The organism is Paenibacillus sp. E222 (genome assembly GCF_013401555.1).
GTDB lineage: Bacteria > Bacillota > Bacilli > Paenibacillales > Paenibacillaceae > Paenibacillus.
The window spans coordinates 1,372,413-1,388,095 of record NZ_CP058552.1; the positions used below are offsets into that span (position 1 = coordinate 1,372,413).

Annotated in this window: 12 protein-coding genes; 7 read left to right on the forward strand and 5 right to left on the reverse strand. The window is 45.4% G+C overall.

Annotation, left to right across the window (positions count from 1 at the left end):
• Window positions 1-286 precede the first annotated feature (286 nt).
• Window positions 287-643: a hypothetical protein gene (locus HW560_RS06205; protein ID WP_090902870.1), complete on the reverse strand. Its 357-nt coding sequence runs from the start codon at window positions 641-643 to the stop codon at window positions 287-289.
• A gap of 469 nt (window positions 644-1,112) precedes the next feature.
• Between HW560_RS06205 and HW560_RS06210 the strand changes: the two genes are divergently transcribed.
• The gene (locus HW560_RS06210) at window positions 1,113-1,808 is read left to right on the forward strand and encodes a hypothetical protein (RefSeq protein ID WP_090902873.1); all 696 of its coding nucleotides are present in this window, start codon (window positions 1,113-1,115) and stop codon (window positions 1,806-1,808) included.
• A gap of 116 nt (window positions 1,809-1,924) precedes the next feature.
• Here the strand turns inward: HW560_RS06210 and HW560_RS06215 are convergent, their stop codons facing one another.
• Both HW560_RS06215 and HW560_RS06220 read right to left on the reverse strand, forming a co-directional pair.
• Window positions 1,925-4,207 (reverse strand): 5'-nucleotidase C-terminal domain-containing protein, encoded by a 2,283-nt coding sequence (locus HW560_RS06215; RefSeq protein ID WP_179262394.1) that lies wholly within the window; start codon window positions 4,205-4,207, stop codon window positions 1,925-1,927.
• Window positions 4,208-4,531: 324 nt separating this feature from the next.
• Window positions 4,532-5,722: an MFS transporter gene (locus HW560_RS06220; RefSeq protein ID WP_090902877.1), complete on the reverse strand. Its 1,191-nt coding sequence runs from the start codon at window positions 5,720-5,722 to the stop codon at window positions 4,532-4,534.
• Window positions 5,723-6,035: 313 nt separating this feature from the next.
• Between HW560_RS06220 and HW560_RS06225 the strand changes: the two genes are divergently transcribed.
• The gene (locus HW560_RS06225) at window positions 6,036-7,004 is read left to right on the forward strand and encodes an endo-1,4-beta-xylanase (protein ID WP_110000456.1); all 969 of its coding nucleotides are present in this window, start codon (window positions 6,036-6,038) and stop codon (window positions 7,002-7,004) included.
• A gap of 108 nt (window positions 7,005-7,112) precedes the next feature.
• On the opposite strand, the gene HW560_RS06230 is transcribed toward HW560_RS06225, so the two are convergent.
• The gene (locus HW560_RS06230; RefSeq protein WP_179262396.1) at window positions 7,113-8,450 is read right to left on the reverse strand and encodes a glycoside hydrolase family 30 protein; all 1,338 of its coding nucleotides are present in this window, start codon (window positions 8,448-8,450) and stop codon (window positions 7,113-7,115) included.
• 120 nt (window positions 8,451-8,570) lie between these two features.
• Here HW560_RS06230 and HW560_RS06235 point away from each other — a divergent pair, with 120 nt between their 5' ends.
• Window positions 8,571-9,485 (forward strand): AraC family transcriptional regulator, encoded by a 915-nt coding sequence (locus HW560_RS06235; RefSeq protein ID WP_090902883.1) that lies wholly within the window; start codon window positions 8,571-8,573, stop codon window positions 9,483-9,485.
• 193 nt (window positions 9,486-9,678) lie between these two features.
• On the opposite strand, the gene HW560_RS06240 is transcribed toward HW560_RS06235, so the two are convergent.
• Window positions 9,679-11,199 carry a leucine-rich repeat domain-containing protein gene (locus HW560_RS06240; protein WP_179262398.1) on the reverse strand — a complete coding sequence of 507 codons (1,521 nt, stop codon included), beginning with the start codon at window positions 11,197-11,199 and terminating at the stop codon, window positions 9,679-9,681.
• A gap of 343 nt (window positions 11,200-11,542) precedes the next feature.
• On the opposite strand from HW560_RS06240, the gene HW560_RS06245 reads away from it, so the two are divergent.
• The 4 genes from HW560_RS06245 to HW560_RS06260 all read left to right on the forward strand — a co-directional run bounded on the left by HW560_RS06245 (window position 11,543) and on the right by HW560_RS06260 (window position 15,598).
• Window positions 11,543-12,433 (forward strand): diacylglycerol/lipid kinase family protein, encoded by an 891-nt coding sequence (locus HW560_RS06245; protein WP_179262400.1) that lies wholly within the window; start codon window positions 11,543-11,545, stop codon window positions 12,431-12,433.
• 176 nt (window positions 12,434-12,609) lie between these two features.
• Window positions 12,610-13,527, forward strand: coding sequence for an aldo/keto reductase (locus HW560_RS06250; RefSeq protein ID WP_179262402.1), 918 nt, complete (start codon window positions 12,610-12,612; stop codon window positions 13,525-13,527).
• A gap of 275 nt (window positions 13,528-13,802) precedes the next feature.
• Window positions 13,803-15,185 carry a transcriptional regulator gene (locus HW560_RS06255; RefSeq protein WP_090902891.1) on the forward strand — a complete coding sequence of 461 codons (1,383 nt, stop codon included), beginning with the start codon at window positions 13,803-13,805 and terminating at the stop codon, window positions 15,183-15,185.
• 242 nt (window positions 15,186-15,427) lie between these two features.
• A complete protein-coding gene (locus tag HW560_RS06260) occupies window positions 15,428-15,598 on the forward strand; it encodes an aspartyl-phosphate phosphatase Spo0E family protein (RefSeq protein ID WP_090902893.1) in 171 nt (56 codons plus the stop codon).
• The last annotated feature ends 85 nt before the right edge of the window (window positions 15,599-15,683 follow it).

The following is a 15,683-nucleotide window of genomic DNA, read 5'->3' on the forward strand; positions in this document are numbered from 1 at the left end:
ACCTCTTTTACGTTAGTTTTGAATACAGGGGCGTTTGGAATCGCATTTTGCGATATGCTTACATATAAGCATTGCACCGTACATTTATCGTATACCTCTTCATTATACTCTATATATAGGTGCGCTAACGGAGTAATTGCTATGAGCATCTAGTTTAATGCTGCCAAACTTCATTTTCTGAGAAAAATTATGCGGCTGTACTTATGGGAATTGCATAAATTCCTAAGGGTGAAGGTGTATCAAGTCGTTTCACGTGAAACGAAATGTATCGGACTCAATACCTTTTTTAATGAATAACCATCTTCAAGGCTGTGGTCTGCGGGGGAGAAGATTTGGCGATAGACGGACCTGTCCACACTTCAGCCCTGCGTCCAACCAATGTTGCATCCAAAGGGGCAGTGACGGTTTCACCATTAATGATAAGTTCGGCATTTGTATGAAGAGAAATCAAGACGGATCCTGATTTATTACCGTTATCTTCTTCATTATCGATGAGGACCTGTCCCTTTTCTTCAACAAAATCCGTGATCACCCCGCTAACAGGAGCTGTCCCTTCCTCCTTTTCTGCTGATTCTGAAGCGCATCCTAGCGTTAACAGAAGCAAAACGAGCGGTAATAGGGATAAGCTTCGTACAATGGACATTCGTTGCTCACCTCATTCTTTTTGTGATGTATCTATACGTAAGACGGTTGCTGAGCCACTAAAGTTCCTGCACATCGCTGGAAAAAAGTATAAATCTACATTGAAGCTGGAACTGGAAAATGGAATATGTTAACATATGGGTAACTTACGGAACGGAGGGATACGTGTGGCAAATTTTATCCGATGGAGATAGTATGGCGAAACGTTTGTTTGCGCTTGCTGTATTTCTGCCTGTGTGCAGCTCATCGGGATAGGTTTGCCTATTTACACGTATGCCGCTAGTCATTAAAGAAACGCTCTTTTAGAGTGGTTCTTTAGTGTACTACTATTTTTTGGCGAGCATTCAGGTACACCCCATATCCGCAATGAACTGCACAGGCATGGATGTCTGTGTTTTTTAATTTATTGAGGAAAAGGGGAGATCCTGAAATGACAAAATTGAACGTGAATGAGCAAAGGAGAAGGGTGCATGACACAATTTCGTGTAGTGTGTTGGTTGTTTGCAATCACGTTTACAGTCGGTCTATTGGGCTGCTCGGCCCCTTTTTCTAACTCAGATGATGATCAATCAGATGTTTTAGATGTTCTCTCCCAAGATCGGTTACAGGAACTGAGGGAGGAGTACCCATTCTCGCCACAGTCTCTCGTTACTCCATGGATGAAAAAAGTGACCTATAGAGAGATTATGGACTTCGCAGATGCAGTTGTTGTGGCAGAGGTTGTGAGCGTGCTGCCGAATTTTAGTATGTTGATAACCACTGAACCGGATACACCTGAACGAACAATGACAGAAAAGCAGGAGACTACGGGAATGACTCCCTACGAAGCTGAGTTCGTCTCTTACAAAGTAAAGGTGCACGAAGTGATTACAGGAGCAGATGTAGCCAAGGAAACATTTCTGTTCTATAACGCAGCGTTTGCGGCGCTTGAGCCTAAACTTATGCCTGGTCAGAGACTAGTTACAGCGGTCAAAAAGGGGGTAGAGTCCGAGCAACGTGGAGGTTATTCCTTCTCTCGTTATGGCACGTACTATGTCGTAGATGGGGATTATGTCCTTTCTGCCTACGAGGGGTTCTCCAACGAGGCGCTTGAATTCACCAAACAAACAAATGGAATCAAGCTGGATCAGTTTGTGAAAAAGGTTCGAAGCTTGGCGCAGGAGTAGGTGAACACGTAACGTTTGGCTCTAAAATCCAAAATGGAAAAGACCTCTTCCACATGCATAGTGGAGGAGGTCTTTCTTATGAATAGATTAATTACTTAGAGTCGTCAACTGGCAATCTATTTCAGCATACTTACATATTTTCCGTAGACATAAGCTGCGCGTCCATCTAGTTTCACTTTGACCCAGCCATACTTATCTGTACTGATTACTTCAAGGACGGTGCCTTTCGGTACGGCAGTAACTACTTTGGCTTGGGATGAAGCGCTAGAGCGCACGTTCAGGTAGGCTGCAGTAACCTTGGCTTGTTTACCTTTAACGACTGTACCCGGCTTACCTGTACTTGGTGATGTAGATGGTTTACCGGGTTTCGATGTGTCTGGTTTCGGTACCGTTGGTGTCGTCGGCTTCTCAGGTGAAGTCTCTTCTTCACCACTGCCAGGGGACGCCTTGCGAGCTTTATTCAGCTCTTGATAGAACTCCCCTTTGGTTTTCACGCCAGAGAATTTCGCGACACTTACGTTCGCTTTGGCGGCAAGTGCAGTCATTTCTTCTTCAGTCACCGCATCCAAAATGTTAATGGACGCAATATTGGTATACTTGCCATCTTCCGTTGTCGGAACAGACATGATGCCATCATTAATCAGCTCTACAATATCTGCACGTGCAGGTGCTGTCAGATCGACACCGGTGATTTTCCAGTTGTGCTGGATTTTCGGTTCATAAACGCCTTTCATCACGTCTTTGAGATAAGCAATGGACAGATTACGGATCGTACCTTGAATCTCGCCAAATGCCGAAGCATCCTTGGAGGACCACAATTGCTTGAACTTACGTCCTTCCAGCGCTCCACCTTTGGCAATCAGGGCTTCCATCCGGTAGGCATTCATGCCGAGCTTGAGTGTATCGTCTTCTTTAACCACTTTGCCATTGCTGTATTTGAGGTTCGTAATCCGACTGCCGTAAGGCTTGGTCAGGTCAATCTCATACGTCACTCCGCCGAAGAAATCGTCGGTGCTGTATTTGGAAGCACGTCGTTTCGGATCAAAACTGATCGTCACATCGCCAGGGCGTGTGGAGTTAAAATAACCCGCAGACCATTCCATGTAATCCTTCAGATCACGTCCGGTCACTTCATATACCGTTACTTCACCAAAGGTATATTGGTAGTTGAACGCAATATCCTTTTTCTTGATCGGTCCGACATCCAGCTTGGCCTTATCGTTATCGATCTGGTGCGCGACTACGTCGGCATCGCTATAATGCAGCATGACTTCAGTGAAGAAGTCAGAGAGTGGTGTCTCCTGGATCTGCACAGCAGGAATGCCTTTGATCTCATCTGCTGGTACCAGGTTGGTTCCTTTTAGTTCGGCTACTTCAATGTTGGCATCTGCACGAGCGAACTCGTGAAATGGATGCAGTGTATCTTCCAGTCCGGGATCGGACACTTCATAAGAGCCATCAGCTGCTTTTACAGCGAGTGCTTGAGCTTCCTTGCTTTTCAGTACAACCTTGTCGCCTTCTTTGGCAAACGTGAGGTCAATCCGTGAAATGTGTGAACCATATTTGTTCGGCTCGGAGATCAATACGCCGTTAACCGTTTGAGATTCAATCAGCGTATGCATGTGTCCGGCAAAAATAGCAGCCAGCTCCGGGTTGGCATTGGCGATATCCGTAACCCCGGTGCCCGGGTTCCCGTTCTCGTTATCCAGTCCCATATGCATAAGTCCAACCATGACGTCCACTTTGCCTTTCAGCTCAGCGATGGCCTTCTTGGTCTCTTCCACCGGGTCTTTGACAATGATGCCGTCCAGGTGGTCTGTACCTTTCTCGAACTCGGTAATCATAGGTGTGTTCATTCCGATGACGCCAACCTTGATACCGTCTTTCTCAATAATTGTATAAGCAGGCATGTAGCGGTCGCCGTTTTCTTTGAATATGTTACCTACCAAGGGTTGTCCCTTGAACTGTGAGGAAATCTTCTCTAATACGTCCAAACCAAAGTTAAATTCATGATTTCCCATAACCCATGCGTCATATTTCATTTCGTTCATTGCGACCATCATAGGAGATTGAGGTTGATCGTTGAACAGTTCAGCCGAGTTGTCCTGAATCATGTCGCCTGCATCCAGCAGAATCGTATTCGGATTCTCTGCACGTACTTTTTTCACGATGGTGTAGAGCTGTGTCATGCTGCCTGTCGGATTCGGACCGTCCAGAGCGTAGTCCCACGGCATAAATCGGCCATGAATGTCCGATGTTCCCAGCAACGTAATCTTGGTTTCCTTGTCTGCTTCAGCAGCCTGAGCCGGAGTGGAGGCAAAAGGTGCGAAGAGGATGGAGGCACATAAGAGGAAGGATAAGGGCCATCCGGCATAACGTTTCGGCGAAAATTTGCGCATGTTGTAATCTCCCTTGTTATCTAGTGTTATGTAAAGATATGTGTCATTGGAGTTAATACTAGATAAACATTTGGTAAATGTAAACCACAAAATGACAAATAAAAGAGACCGCTTTGGATCATTCCATAGGAATTGACTGGAAAATGATCAGAGTGGTCTCTGTACGTATTTTTATATGTTAAGCTTCTTCCTCAACAACATCCAAATCATAATTAATTGTATATGAAGCTTGGCAATTCAGTATGAGAATGTTACTGGTGAAGAAGGGATTTTCTCGTTATGGAAGAGAGAGCACTTTGCTCCAGAATAACGGGGCCCTTACTCTTAAACCGTCTCTATTGAACTACGACTACGAGAGGTGAAGAATTTTATTTTGACAACGATGGTTACCCAAGCAAGCAGACCAAAGATTATTCCGCTCCAGATGACCTGATGAATTCCAAGTTGGGCAATGAACCACCCGCCAATGGAGGTGCCGAGAGTAATCCCCAGATTAGAGAAAGAGACAAAGAGACTATTTCCGAATTCAGGTGCTTCCTGAGACTCCGTCGTAAGCCAAGTTTGGCTGACAATCAGACCGCCAGAGTGAATTGCACCCCAGACGAACACCATGATAATCATCGGAATGAAATAGGAGCCTGCATAGAAAACGAGTATATAAGCCGCCATGTATAGTATCGGAAAGAGGAGAACGGTCCTCGGAATATTCCGATGCAGAAGCTGTCCGAATACCAAATTTCCGGCGATCATAATAACACCAAAGGCCAAGAGCATCACACTAATCCATGAACCGCCCATACGTGTGACTTGCCCAAGATATTCGGCGAAATAACTGTATACGGAGAACATTGCTGCAAAAATAAAAATGACAGTAGCAATATTTAGCCACAGCGCAGGTTTACGCAGAATGCCAATCTGTTTCCCATAAGACATCTTCTCTTGCACAGGCATCGAGGGCAGCCAAACCCATATCCCGACGAAAGCAATGATACTGACAACCGCTCCGAACCAAAACGCAGCCTCCAGCGAGAAGTTTTCCGCAAGGTAGGAAGTTAGGGGTACGCCAAATGCAAAGCCGGCAGTGACCCCGGTAAACACTTTAGCAACCGCCTGACTGCTCTTTTCCGGCGGGACCAGTTTGGCACCCGTGACGAGAGCAACAGAGAAGAAGACCGGATGGAAAATGGCCGGGATAATCCGAAAGATCAACATCATGTCGAATCGGGTTGTGTAGGCGTAGACTACATTCGAAATGGCGAACAATAGCACAGCAGTTAACAAAATGGTTTTACGATTGATACCAGATACAAGCAAAGTCAGGAAAGGGCCAGACACGGCAACGACTAAAGCGAAAATACTTACCAGCCATCCAGCTTGTGCAGCGGTGATATTGAATTTCTGGGTGATCAGAGGAAGCACGCCAATAATACCGATTTCTGTAGTGATGATGGCGAATACACCTAGTGCCAGAATGAGAGTGAGTAATGGATTAACCTGTTGTGATGTTGATTTCATATAAAGTGTTGACCTCCAAATTTATTTACATATATAGAAAAGTAGATATAACGAACTAAAGAAACCTCCTTACCTGTATAAAAATATATGGCCGATATAATAAGTTCTCAGGATTATATTATATCTATATTTATAGATTTGTAAATATAATAGGTTTAACTTAGTGGTTAAGCCATCATGTTAGTGCCCAACATCTATACTTTTTGAGGGACAAGCTATACTTTCTACATGGATAATTACAAATTTATCCAGTAGAATGAAATTGCAAGCGCTTACTTTGCATTGCGTACTATACATTTAAAGGAGGAAGATCATGTTTAAGTCCAAGTCCAAATGGTTCAAAACGGTGAGTTCGCTCGCTTTAGTGGGTGTACTTGCTGCATCAGTAGCCGTTGGTAGTGTGAGTGCCGGTCTTGCAAAAGGCAGCAAATTTCTAGGGAATATCATCGCAAGCAGTGTACCTTCCAATTTCAATCCCTACTGGAATCAGGTGACTCCCGAGAATTCAACCAAATGGGATGCGGTTGAGGGTACACGCAACGTCATGAACTGGTCTCAGGCAGACATGGCATACAATCATGCCGTCAATAATGGATTTCCTTTCAAGTTCCATACTTTGGTGTGGGGAAATCAGCAGCCTGGATGGATAAATAGTCTTTCGGCTGCTGATCAGAAAGCTGAAGTCACACAGTGGATTCAGGCGGCAGGCCAACGTTACCCCAAAGCAGCATTCGTTGATGTGGTCAATGAACCGCTGCATGCCAAGCCTTCATACCGCAATGCGATCGGTGGAGATGGAGCAACCGGCTGGGACTGGGTCATCTGGTCTTTCCAACAAGCGAGACAAGCCTTTCCAAACGCCAAATTGCTGATCAACGAATACGGCATCATCGGTGATCCGGCTAAAGCGGATCAATATATACAGATTATCAATATCCTGAAAAGCAGAGGTCTTGTCGATGGCATTGGTATTCAGGCCCATTACTTTAACATGGATAACGTTTCCGTAAGCACAATGAACACGGTATTGAACAAGCTGGCTGCGACCGGTCTGCCGATTTATGTATCCGAACTGGACATGACGGGCGATGACAATACCCAATTACAACGTTATCAACAGAAATTTCCTGTACTATGGCAGCATTCCGCTGTTAAAGGTGTAACACTGTGGGGCTATAACCAGAATCAAACCTGGGTATCCGGTTCTCACTTGGTGAACAGCAACGGTACAGAGCGTCCAGCGCTCCAATGGTTGAGAAACTACCTTGCGAACAATCCGTAAGCTGTTATAATCACGCTCATCTGTTATCACTTGTATCCAAAAAATAGCGCTCTGTTCCGCAGATCAAGCAGCGGAGCAGAGCGCTATTTCTTACTCATCATGTCCTGTCTACGATTGAGAAATGACCATACTGTTGAAGGAATCAGCCTCCAGCTCGAACCGGAGTGTCTGCCCTTCATATGCCAAATGCAGGTCACGGCTGTCCTTGAACGGATTGTTGATGACAATGACGAGGCTATTGTCCGGGTTGCGGAAAGCCACGGCTTTGCCGCTCCAGGCTCCAGACAGTCCTACTCTTCGCGCACCAGGCACGACATCATGAGCAAAATGCTTCATCACATAATACTCGGGATTCCGAATGATTCCTTTGGCATCCGGGTCTACCGTAATCATGGAGTTTTGCTCCCACCCCCATGTGCTGCGGCCTTTCGGCTCCAGAACCATATTCCAGTAAATGTACGCATTCACTCCATTGCTGAAATAGTGCTGGTACAGGTTAAATACATACTTGGCGTAGTTCCACGAGTTGTTGCCGTCACCGCACTCATTCTCGGTCTGCATGTAACGAAGCTCCGGGTAGCTCGCGGCTGTACGTTGGATGGCATTTTTGCCTGCCCACTGATAACCAACTCCCTTGATATAGGCGTACGCTTTGGGATCACTAAGCACCAGTCCGGCATATTCGTCAAAATCATTTGTTTTCTTCTTGATCAATTCTTCCCATGGATCAGGTGCGTTGATCGTTCCCAGCCAGATTTCCGTATCTAGACCATGCTGGTCAAAAGCAGGGCCCAGGTAGTCGGCGATAAACTCGCGCAGCTGCTCCCCGGTCCACATGCAGGAAGGGAATTTCTGATCCGCGATGACTTCGTTCTGTACATGGACCTGATGGATGGTAATGCCAGCGTCCTGGTAAGCTTGTACGAATTTGACGAAATACAGCGCATAAGCTTCCAGGATCTCCTTCTCCCAGCGCAGCGTTCCATAGTTATAGGCTTTTGGTGACTTCATCCAGGTAGGCGGGCTCCACGGGGAGGCGAAGAATTGCAGATTCGGATTATAGGTCAGGGCCTCTTTGATGTATGGAATCAGATATTTAAAATCACGTTCGATCGAAAAATGTTCCATGGCCACATCGCCGTCCACCTCATTGTGACTGTACCATTGCTCTGCATAATCACTCGCGCCAATAGGCAGGCGACAGATGTTGAATTTATGTTCACCTTCCGGGTGGAAGAGGGAATGAAATACGTCATGACGCTGCTCCTCATTCAAGTGGGACAGGGCAATATAACCAAGCTCGTTAAAGCAACCGCCAAATCCTTCGACAAGCTGATGCTGTTCACCTGTGAGCTTTAAGTTAGCGTCTTCATTTGTAGTTGTATAAGAGATCTCTTTCCACGCATGATCTGGTGTAGTGGAATAACCGTGTATTGTCAGGGACATTGGAATTTCCTCCTCGCTTGAATCTCAGGTATGATGTACAGTCAGTATATCAAGTCTCATTGCAAAAGAAGATACGCTGAACCGCGTAAAATTTGCCCTAATCCAAGGTGGTGAGAATCCATGATTATTCCTGAACCATACCGTTCTTATCTATCTCCGGAGAGCCGATGGCTACCTGCGACGGACTGGAACGTTAAGCTGTTTGGTGCTCACATGCAGAAGGTGAAGCAGGGCTGGCAAGTACCGCTGGAATCGCATTTGGCCTTTGAATTGATACTGATTCTGGAAGGATCGCAGACGACGATATTGGAGAACATCCGTTATGAGCTCCAAGCAGGAGATATATTGCTTATCCCGCCTGGATGCAAACATACCAATGAATGCAATCAGGAGCAGGGGCTGACCTACTTTATTGCCCATTTCAATGTAGATGAGGTTCTGTTTCGCCAGGAGATGAGTAGACATGTGCAGATGTTGTTTCCATGTGGCGGCGAGGAGAATCAGCGATTAACGGAAGTCATGATGAAATGGGTGGATCTGCTTCAGCACAAAGAAGAGTATACAACATCAGATCTGTTCCGTATGCAGGCTGGTTTGCTGGAGATTTTGGCGATATTGGCAGAGCAAAGTTCCTCCCGTTCCCAAGAAGCCGTATCGCCTACTGTGGCGCACTATGCAACACTGATTGCCGAGAAAATCAAAAGCCGTTTCAATGCCGGGAATATCCAGCGGGAAGGGCTGGGGGATAAGGAGATTCGGATTGAAGAGATTGCGGCCTCGCTTCAAATCAGCCCTGGATATGCACTGGAGACATTTCAGAAAGTATACGGCATCTCTCCGCGCAGATATTTGTCTGAACTGAAGCTCCACGAGGCCAAGCAGCTGATACACCAGCCTGATCTTAACCTCACTCGGGTAGCCACCATGCTTGGATATTCCAGTCTTGCGCATTTCAGTCGGCAGTTCAGGCGATGGACTGGCATGAGTCCCAGTGAATACAGACAGACCCTGGGCAGCATCCGTTTTTTCGATTAAACAATCGCTATTACGCCAATCCCATTCCTGCCAGCTCGTATCCAGTTTATGCTCATCAAAAATCCCCGCTGATGTTCAGACGGGGACTTCGCTGTGCATGAAACAGTCTTCATAATGGCATATGAATTGAATTGGAATTGTGCATTAAGAAAAGTTGAGATAAGTGCCTGATGCTCGATTATGAATGGCTTAATTAAGATTGTACATTCTCGGCCTGCGCTTTGATTTCGAAGATCAGAATTGTTTTGCTGCTTCCGATATACGCAACCGTTGTATTGAATTGCTCCGAAATAAAACGTACCGGGACAAACGCCTTTCCATCCTTCATCAAAAGGGGGGCATCGTTTATCGCAAGCGTATCGTCTACAAGCACCTGTTTGTTGCCCACAGTCCACCGAACCACAGTACCATTCTGCTCAATCTGAACCTCCTGTGTATCCGGATTCCAGTTCACGCTGGCATTCAATTGCTCGGAGACAAACCGGAGCGGTACATAGGTCCGTCCTTCATCGATAAAAGGTGCAGCCTCCAGTGCGTAAGCACGATCCCCGACATAGGCCGTGGTAGAGCCTTCAACAAGCCGCTGAAAGTTGCCCTGTGGAGTACGTTTCTGCTCCCGTACATTCATCTGGTTTAGCAGGCGCATCGTGTCACTGCCGCTCGCAACATCCAGATAATTATTTTGCACTGTGAGTCCAGCAGGTTCCGGTTCAGAGACCGAGGTCAGCGTACCGGAGGATGAGGAAGTGGAAGCCGAGATATCCGTTATGGTATTCGTATTCGCAGAGCTGTTTCTTGTAAAAGTAAAACCGGCAATCGGTGTCAGATCCCATACCCGGTTATTGGACAGTTTCAGTACTTCCAGCTTGGACAGCTGATGTAACGGCTCCAGATCATAGATCTGATTGGACTCCGCATTCAGTTCTTTCAACCCAACCAGGTCTTCCAAGGGTGCCAGATGCTCAACCTGATTCCCCGAGAAGTCCAGTGTCCGCAGGCGTGTCATATGCTCCAAGGGCATCAGATCCGAGATCTCGTTACCTGCCACATTCAGCTTCTGAAGTGTATTCGGCAGATCAGCCAGTACATCCAGTGTATGAATGTGGTTGTTGGCCACATTGAGCTGTTTCAGATTTCTTTTATCCGCGAGTGGTGTCAGGTCGGTTATCGCATTGTTCGAGATTTCGAGCCATTGAAGATGATCTGCATCCGACAGTGCGGAGAGACTGGTAATCTGGTTACCGCTGGCGTGAAACGTATGTAGTCGGTTAAATCCACGTAAAACTTCTATGGAAGAAATGGAATTATTGCTGATATACAGCCGTCCCAGGTCTTTCAAATCAGCCAGTGCATCAATCGATGTAATGTAATTATTGCGAACGTCAACCTCGCGAAGCTGAGTCAGATGCGCCAGCGGTGTTAGGTCATCAATCTCATTGCCATATAACCGGAGGTGAGTCAGATTCGTGGCGTATTCCAGACCAGACAGGCTTTGAATGCCTGCATTGCTCAGATCCACCACCTTCAACTGCTCCAGATCGGAGGAGGTCAGAGGGGAATCTACCGGTTTGTTCAGGATCAGCTTCAGTCCATTCTCCAGTGCAGGATCTTTGATGATTCCTTCGCCCAAGTCTGCTGTGTTATAGGCCATCGCTTGCCCAGCCGCCCCGAGACTCAGGATGAAGACTAGAAATAGTAGAGTCATTCTTCTCATTGCATGAATTCCCTCCGATTCCGATTTTGAGGATAGGTAAGTGTACCGTTCTTATGTACTTTGTGAGTACCAATTTATGTCGATAAAATATTATAGTTACGATATGGATAGATAGAATAGAAAAACACATCTATAGTTATTAACCCATCATCAGGCAAAAGGAACAAGAAATTCATGACAGGCAGAACATCTACTTCTATTCTATATGATACAAACCCCATACTGCACTCTTCCAGCCATCTTTTTCAAAAAAATTTGTACAACTCCCCCAGATGCTATTCAACTCCATGGCAGAAAGGGTATAGATGAAGTAAGAATGCTATTTGGAGGAGAAGATGCAGGTATGCGCCAAGCCATGATCATTAGTAATCCATCGTCGGGTAAAGAAGAGGCTCAGCAATATGTGTCCCAGGTACAAGAAATTCTTGAATCACAGCAGTATGAAGTGGTGGTTAATGAGACGGCCGGTGAGGGAGATGCGACCAACTACTGTCTAAGTGCCTGCAAAGATGGCTGTGATCTCGTCATTTCCATCGGAGGGGATGGGACGCTGCATGAGACGATCAACGGCATGATGGATCAGGAACATCGTCCCAGACTGGGTGTGGTACCGCTGGGTACGGTGAATGATTTTGCGCGTGCGCTGAATATCTCGCTTGATCCGGAGGAAGCCATTCGGCAGTTGGGTTCGGAGCAGATCCATAAGGTGGATCTTGGTAAAATCAATGATCGTCTGTTTGCCAACGTGGTGGCAGCCGGTTCATTGGCTGAGGCGTTGTTCTCGGTATCCTCGGAAGAGAAGTCGAAGCTGGGTTCATTCGCTTATTTGAAAGAAGGATTGAAAGATCTAATGAATACACCGGCCAAGCCACTCACGATTGAGTATGACGGGCAGTTCTGGGAAGGGGAGTCTCCACTTTTTCTCGCGGCACTGACCAATTCGGTTGGAGGTTTTGAGAAATTGTCCCCGGAAGCAGCGGTGGATGATGGGTTAATTCATTGTTTTGTGATCCGCAGCATGAATGTCTTTAATACGGTAACACTCGGAACGTCCCTGTTGTTTGGCAATCTGATGAACCATAAGGATGTTGATTATTTTACGGCAAAAGAAGTTCACGTCCGTTCTACAGAAGCCATTCACACAAATGTGGATGGAGAAGAAGGGCCTTCTCTGCCCATTCAAATCAGTGTATTGCCTCGGCATATTGATGTGATAGTTCCGGAAGAAGTATAGGTGGAAGTGAACGATGCAGAAAAAAACCTCCATTATTCCATATAAGAATTCTAAAATTCCATTGAAACCGATTGCAGTTCTGTGTCACAATCATAGACGGAAGACAAGTATATACTAGTTGGCAGTGATCATAAGAATGAATGCACGATACTATTCGAATATGGAGGGAAATCATCTTGAGAACAATTAAACTTGGCAGCAGCGCACTCGAAATACCGGTTGTAGCCGTTGGCTGCATGCGAATTAATTCATTAAGCAGCAAAGAAGCTGAACATTTTGTTCATTCCGCCATGGAAGCAGGCGCGAACTTCTTCGATCATGCTGATATTTATGGAAACGGAGCGTGTGAGGAGATCTTTGCAGAGGCTGTGCAGATGAATCCCCAGGTTCGTGAAAATATGATTATTCAGTCCAAATGCGGTATCCGCAAAGGCATGTTTGATTTCTCGAAAGAGCACATCTTGAATTCGGTGGATGGCATTCTGCAACGCTTGAAAACCGATTACCTGGACGTTCTGTTGCTGCATCGCCCGGATACATTGGTTGAGCCAGAAGAAGTGGCTGAAGCCTTTGACCAACTGGAACGTGAAGGCAAAGTGCGTCACTTCGGGGTATCCAACCAGAATCCGAACCAGATCGAACTGTTGAAAAAATACGTTAAACAGCCACTGGTAGCCAACCAGCTGCAGTTGAGTATTACCAATACCACGATGATTGACAGTGGAATCAACGTAAATATGGAGAACGATGCCGCGGTCAACCGTGATGGCGGAATTCTTGATTATTGTCGCCTGCACGATATCACGATTCAACCATGGTCCCCGTTCCAATACGGGTTCTTCGAAGGCGTATTCCTGGGTAGCGACAAGTTCCCGGAACTGAATGCGAAGATCGATGAAATTGCTGCAAAATATGAAGTGAGCAACACGACCATCGCAATTGCTTGGTTGCTGCGTCACCCGGCGCAAATGCAGCCCGTGACAGGTACGATGAATATCCAGCGTTTGCAGGATTGCATCAAAGCTGGTGATGTTCACCTTACACGCCAAGAGTGGTACGAAATTTATCGTGCAGCTGGCAATGTGTTGCCTTAAACTAATATCATTACATAGCAGGATGATCTGCTGTATTGCATGTAAAACACGAGCGTATATGCCGCTCGTGTTTTTATTTTATCCTTTATTTGATGCTTATTCGTTCCCGGTATAAAATAAGGATAGGGCCTTTATTTTAACAAAAGGATTTTTTTGTAATTAATACAAATTAGTTGAATTTATCTTATTGACCCTTGCTTAATTATTACATATAATTACTTTTGCATACCGTTAATCCTGTTTATGGTTTTTTTATTTTGGAGGGTGGTGTTAGTTTGGAGCCGACAACCACGATACGCGATCATTTAGAGAGTTATCTGAAGCGTGAGCAGATGTCCATTAGTCTTTTTTCGGAAACGTCAGGAATTAACTCGGGTACACTGAGCAATATTTTGAACAAGAATCGTCCGATTGCGATGCAGCAGCTGGATCGAATCACTTCAGCTATGAGACTTGAAGAAGGTTACTTCTATGAATTGTACATAGATGAGTGTTTTGTCCATGCTGCTCCTGACTGGCGAAGACTGGGTCCATTCCTTCATCGTTGTGCTGAGTTGAATAAATTGAACTGTATTGAAGAGGTTATTCGGTTAATGATGGATAATCTGTCTTATATTCCTTTGTTATTTGATCTGGCTGAAGAATTCTACCATGCAGGTAAATTCGAACCAGCCGTTCTACTATATGAAACGATAGCCGAAAGTGAGAAAATGCAACACTCTGAACGGCTTGCACTATGTCAGTATCGACTGTTCCGGTTGGGGCTGAGCAATGATCAGCAACGAAATCTAATCATTGCGGCCCAATTCGAATACTATGTGGATCGGCTGGATGAACGCTATCAACTGGATGCGCTTAATGAACTGATCAATGCCTTTGGTGCCTTGCACAGATGGAATAAAGTTCAGGAGCTGTCCGAGAAGCTAAGGGTGAAAGCAACCATCCATTATGAGCTCAATGGGAGAAGGAAACAGGAAGAAACCAAAAGACCGATTGTGTTTTACATTCTGTATTCTTATTTGGCTTCAGGTAGTGCGTGCTATCAACTTAAAGACTATCCAGGCGCGCTTAAATATGTTTCTTTATACACGGACAACAGTTGGGTGAAGAACCCTAATCAAGACGAAATGGTAGTTATGAATCAGTTTCAGGAATGGGCTGAGGGCAACCGTTATATATATCAATTAATGAGCGGACAGTTTGATGTGTTGCCTGAATATTTGAATTACATCTCAACAAAAGAAAATGAAATTTTCCCGGCGCTTTGTGATATTGTGACTGCTGCCAATCGCTATGATAAAAATATTGATGATGTGCTCGAACAGTATGAATCATACTTTACGTACCAGGAACAGAGCAACCGAATTGGAAAGGTCAGCAGACAGGTTACAGATGATCGATATCTACGTCTTTTAGCAGATCTCGCTGCGTATTATCTAAAGAAAGACGAGTATTTCACAGGAATACAATTTGTTCTGGATAGTTTGCGATTCTCTATTGAAATTAGCAGTGGACGAGGTATGCTTAGAGGTGTCGGACTGTTTGAGCAATATAGGGAGTTTGCAACTGAGACGGCGAAACAGCAATACAAATTGATCATTAGTGAGGTGCAGAAACTCAATGAAGAGAAAGTTGGCTTTGCTGATAGCTACATGTAGTATTATTATTTACATTGTAGCTCCTGCTACGGAACCTGTCTCAGGCAAGGAAGTTCCAGACCCCGGAATTATGAGAACTGCTGACCACGGATTCGGAACTTAAAAAATTGGTAAGGGACGCTTCTGAATATTCATTCAGAGGCGTCTTTTTTTTTCGTCTGGTGGAAAAATAAGTATGTCGTACCCCTTGCGGCCTATCGATTGGCATAATAAACTAAAATATGACAAAAAGGAGGGGTACTATGGATTGCCTGGAGTTAATGTCACAGATCGAAGAAGCCAGACAACAGCTTCACCGCTTGCAGTCGGAATACGGCAGTCTGCTTCATCCTGAAGTCATCCAGCAATCTGTAGTTCTGGACGGTCTTATTAATCAATACAATCGAGTCAAAATGAAAAAGTTGATTAATTAGTGGCTCGCCTATTTACATATGGGTTTCCGTGTACTATAGTTAGTTACATAAGTAACTAACCGACTAACTAATTAACGATGGACGA

Excerpts from the sequence above, each read along its gene's own strand:
- HW560_RS06205 (WP_090902870.1), bottom strand. The coding sequence starts at position 643 with ATGTCCATTGTACGAAGCTTATCCCTATTACCGCTCGTTTTGCTTCTG.
- HW560_RS06210 (WP_090902873.1), top strand. The coding sequence starts at position 1,113 with ATGACACAATTTCGTGTAGTGTGTTGGTTGTTTGCAATCACGTTTACA.
- HW560_RS06215 (WP_179262394.1), bottom strand. The coding sequence starts at position 4,207 with ATGCGCAAATTTTCGCCGAAACGTTATGCCGGATGGCCCTTATCCTTC.
- HW560_RS06220 (WP_090902877.1), bottom strand. The coding sequence starts at position 5,722 with ATGAAATCAACATCACAACAGGTTAATCCATTACTCACTCTCATTCTG.
- HW560_RS06225 (WP_110000456.1), top strand. The coding sequence starts at position 6,036 with ATGTTTAAGTCCAAGTCCAAATGGTTCAAAACGGTGAGTTCGCTCGCT.
- HW560_RS06230 (WP_179262396.1), bottom strand. The coding sequence starts at position 8,450 with ATGTCCCTGACAATACACGGTTATTCCACTACACCAGATCATGCGTGG.
- HW560_RS06235 (WP_090902883.1), top strand. The coding sequence starts at position 8,571 with ATGATTATTCCTGAACCATACCGTTCTTATCTATCTCCGGAGAGCCGA.
- HW560_RS06240 (WP_179262398.1), bottom strand. The coding sequence starts at position 11,199 with ATGAGAAGAATGACTCTACTATTTCTAGTCTTCATCCTGAGTCTCGGG.
- HW560_RS06245 (WP_179262400.1), top strand. The coding sequence starts at position 11,543 with ATGCGCCAAGCCATGATCATTAGTAATCCATCGTCGGGTAAAGAAGAG.
- HW560_RS06260 (WP_090902893.1), top strand. The coding sequence starts at position 15,428 with ATGGATTGCCTGGAGTTAATGTCACAGATCGAAGAAGCCAGACAACAG.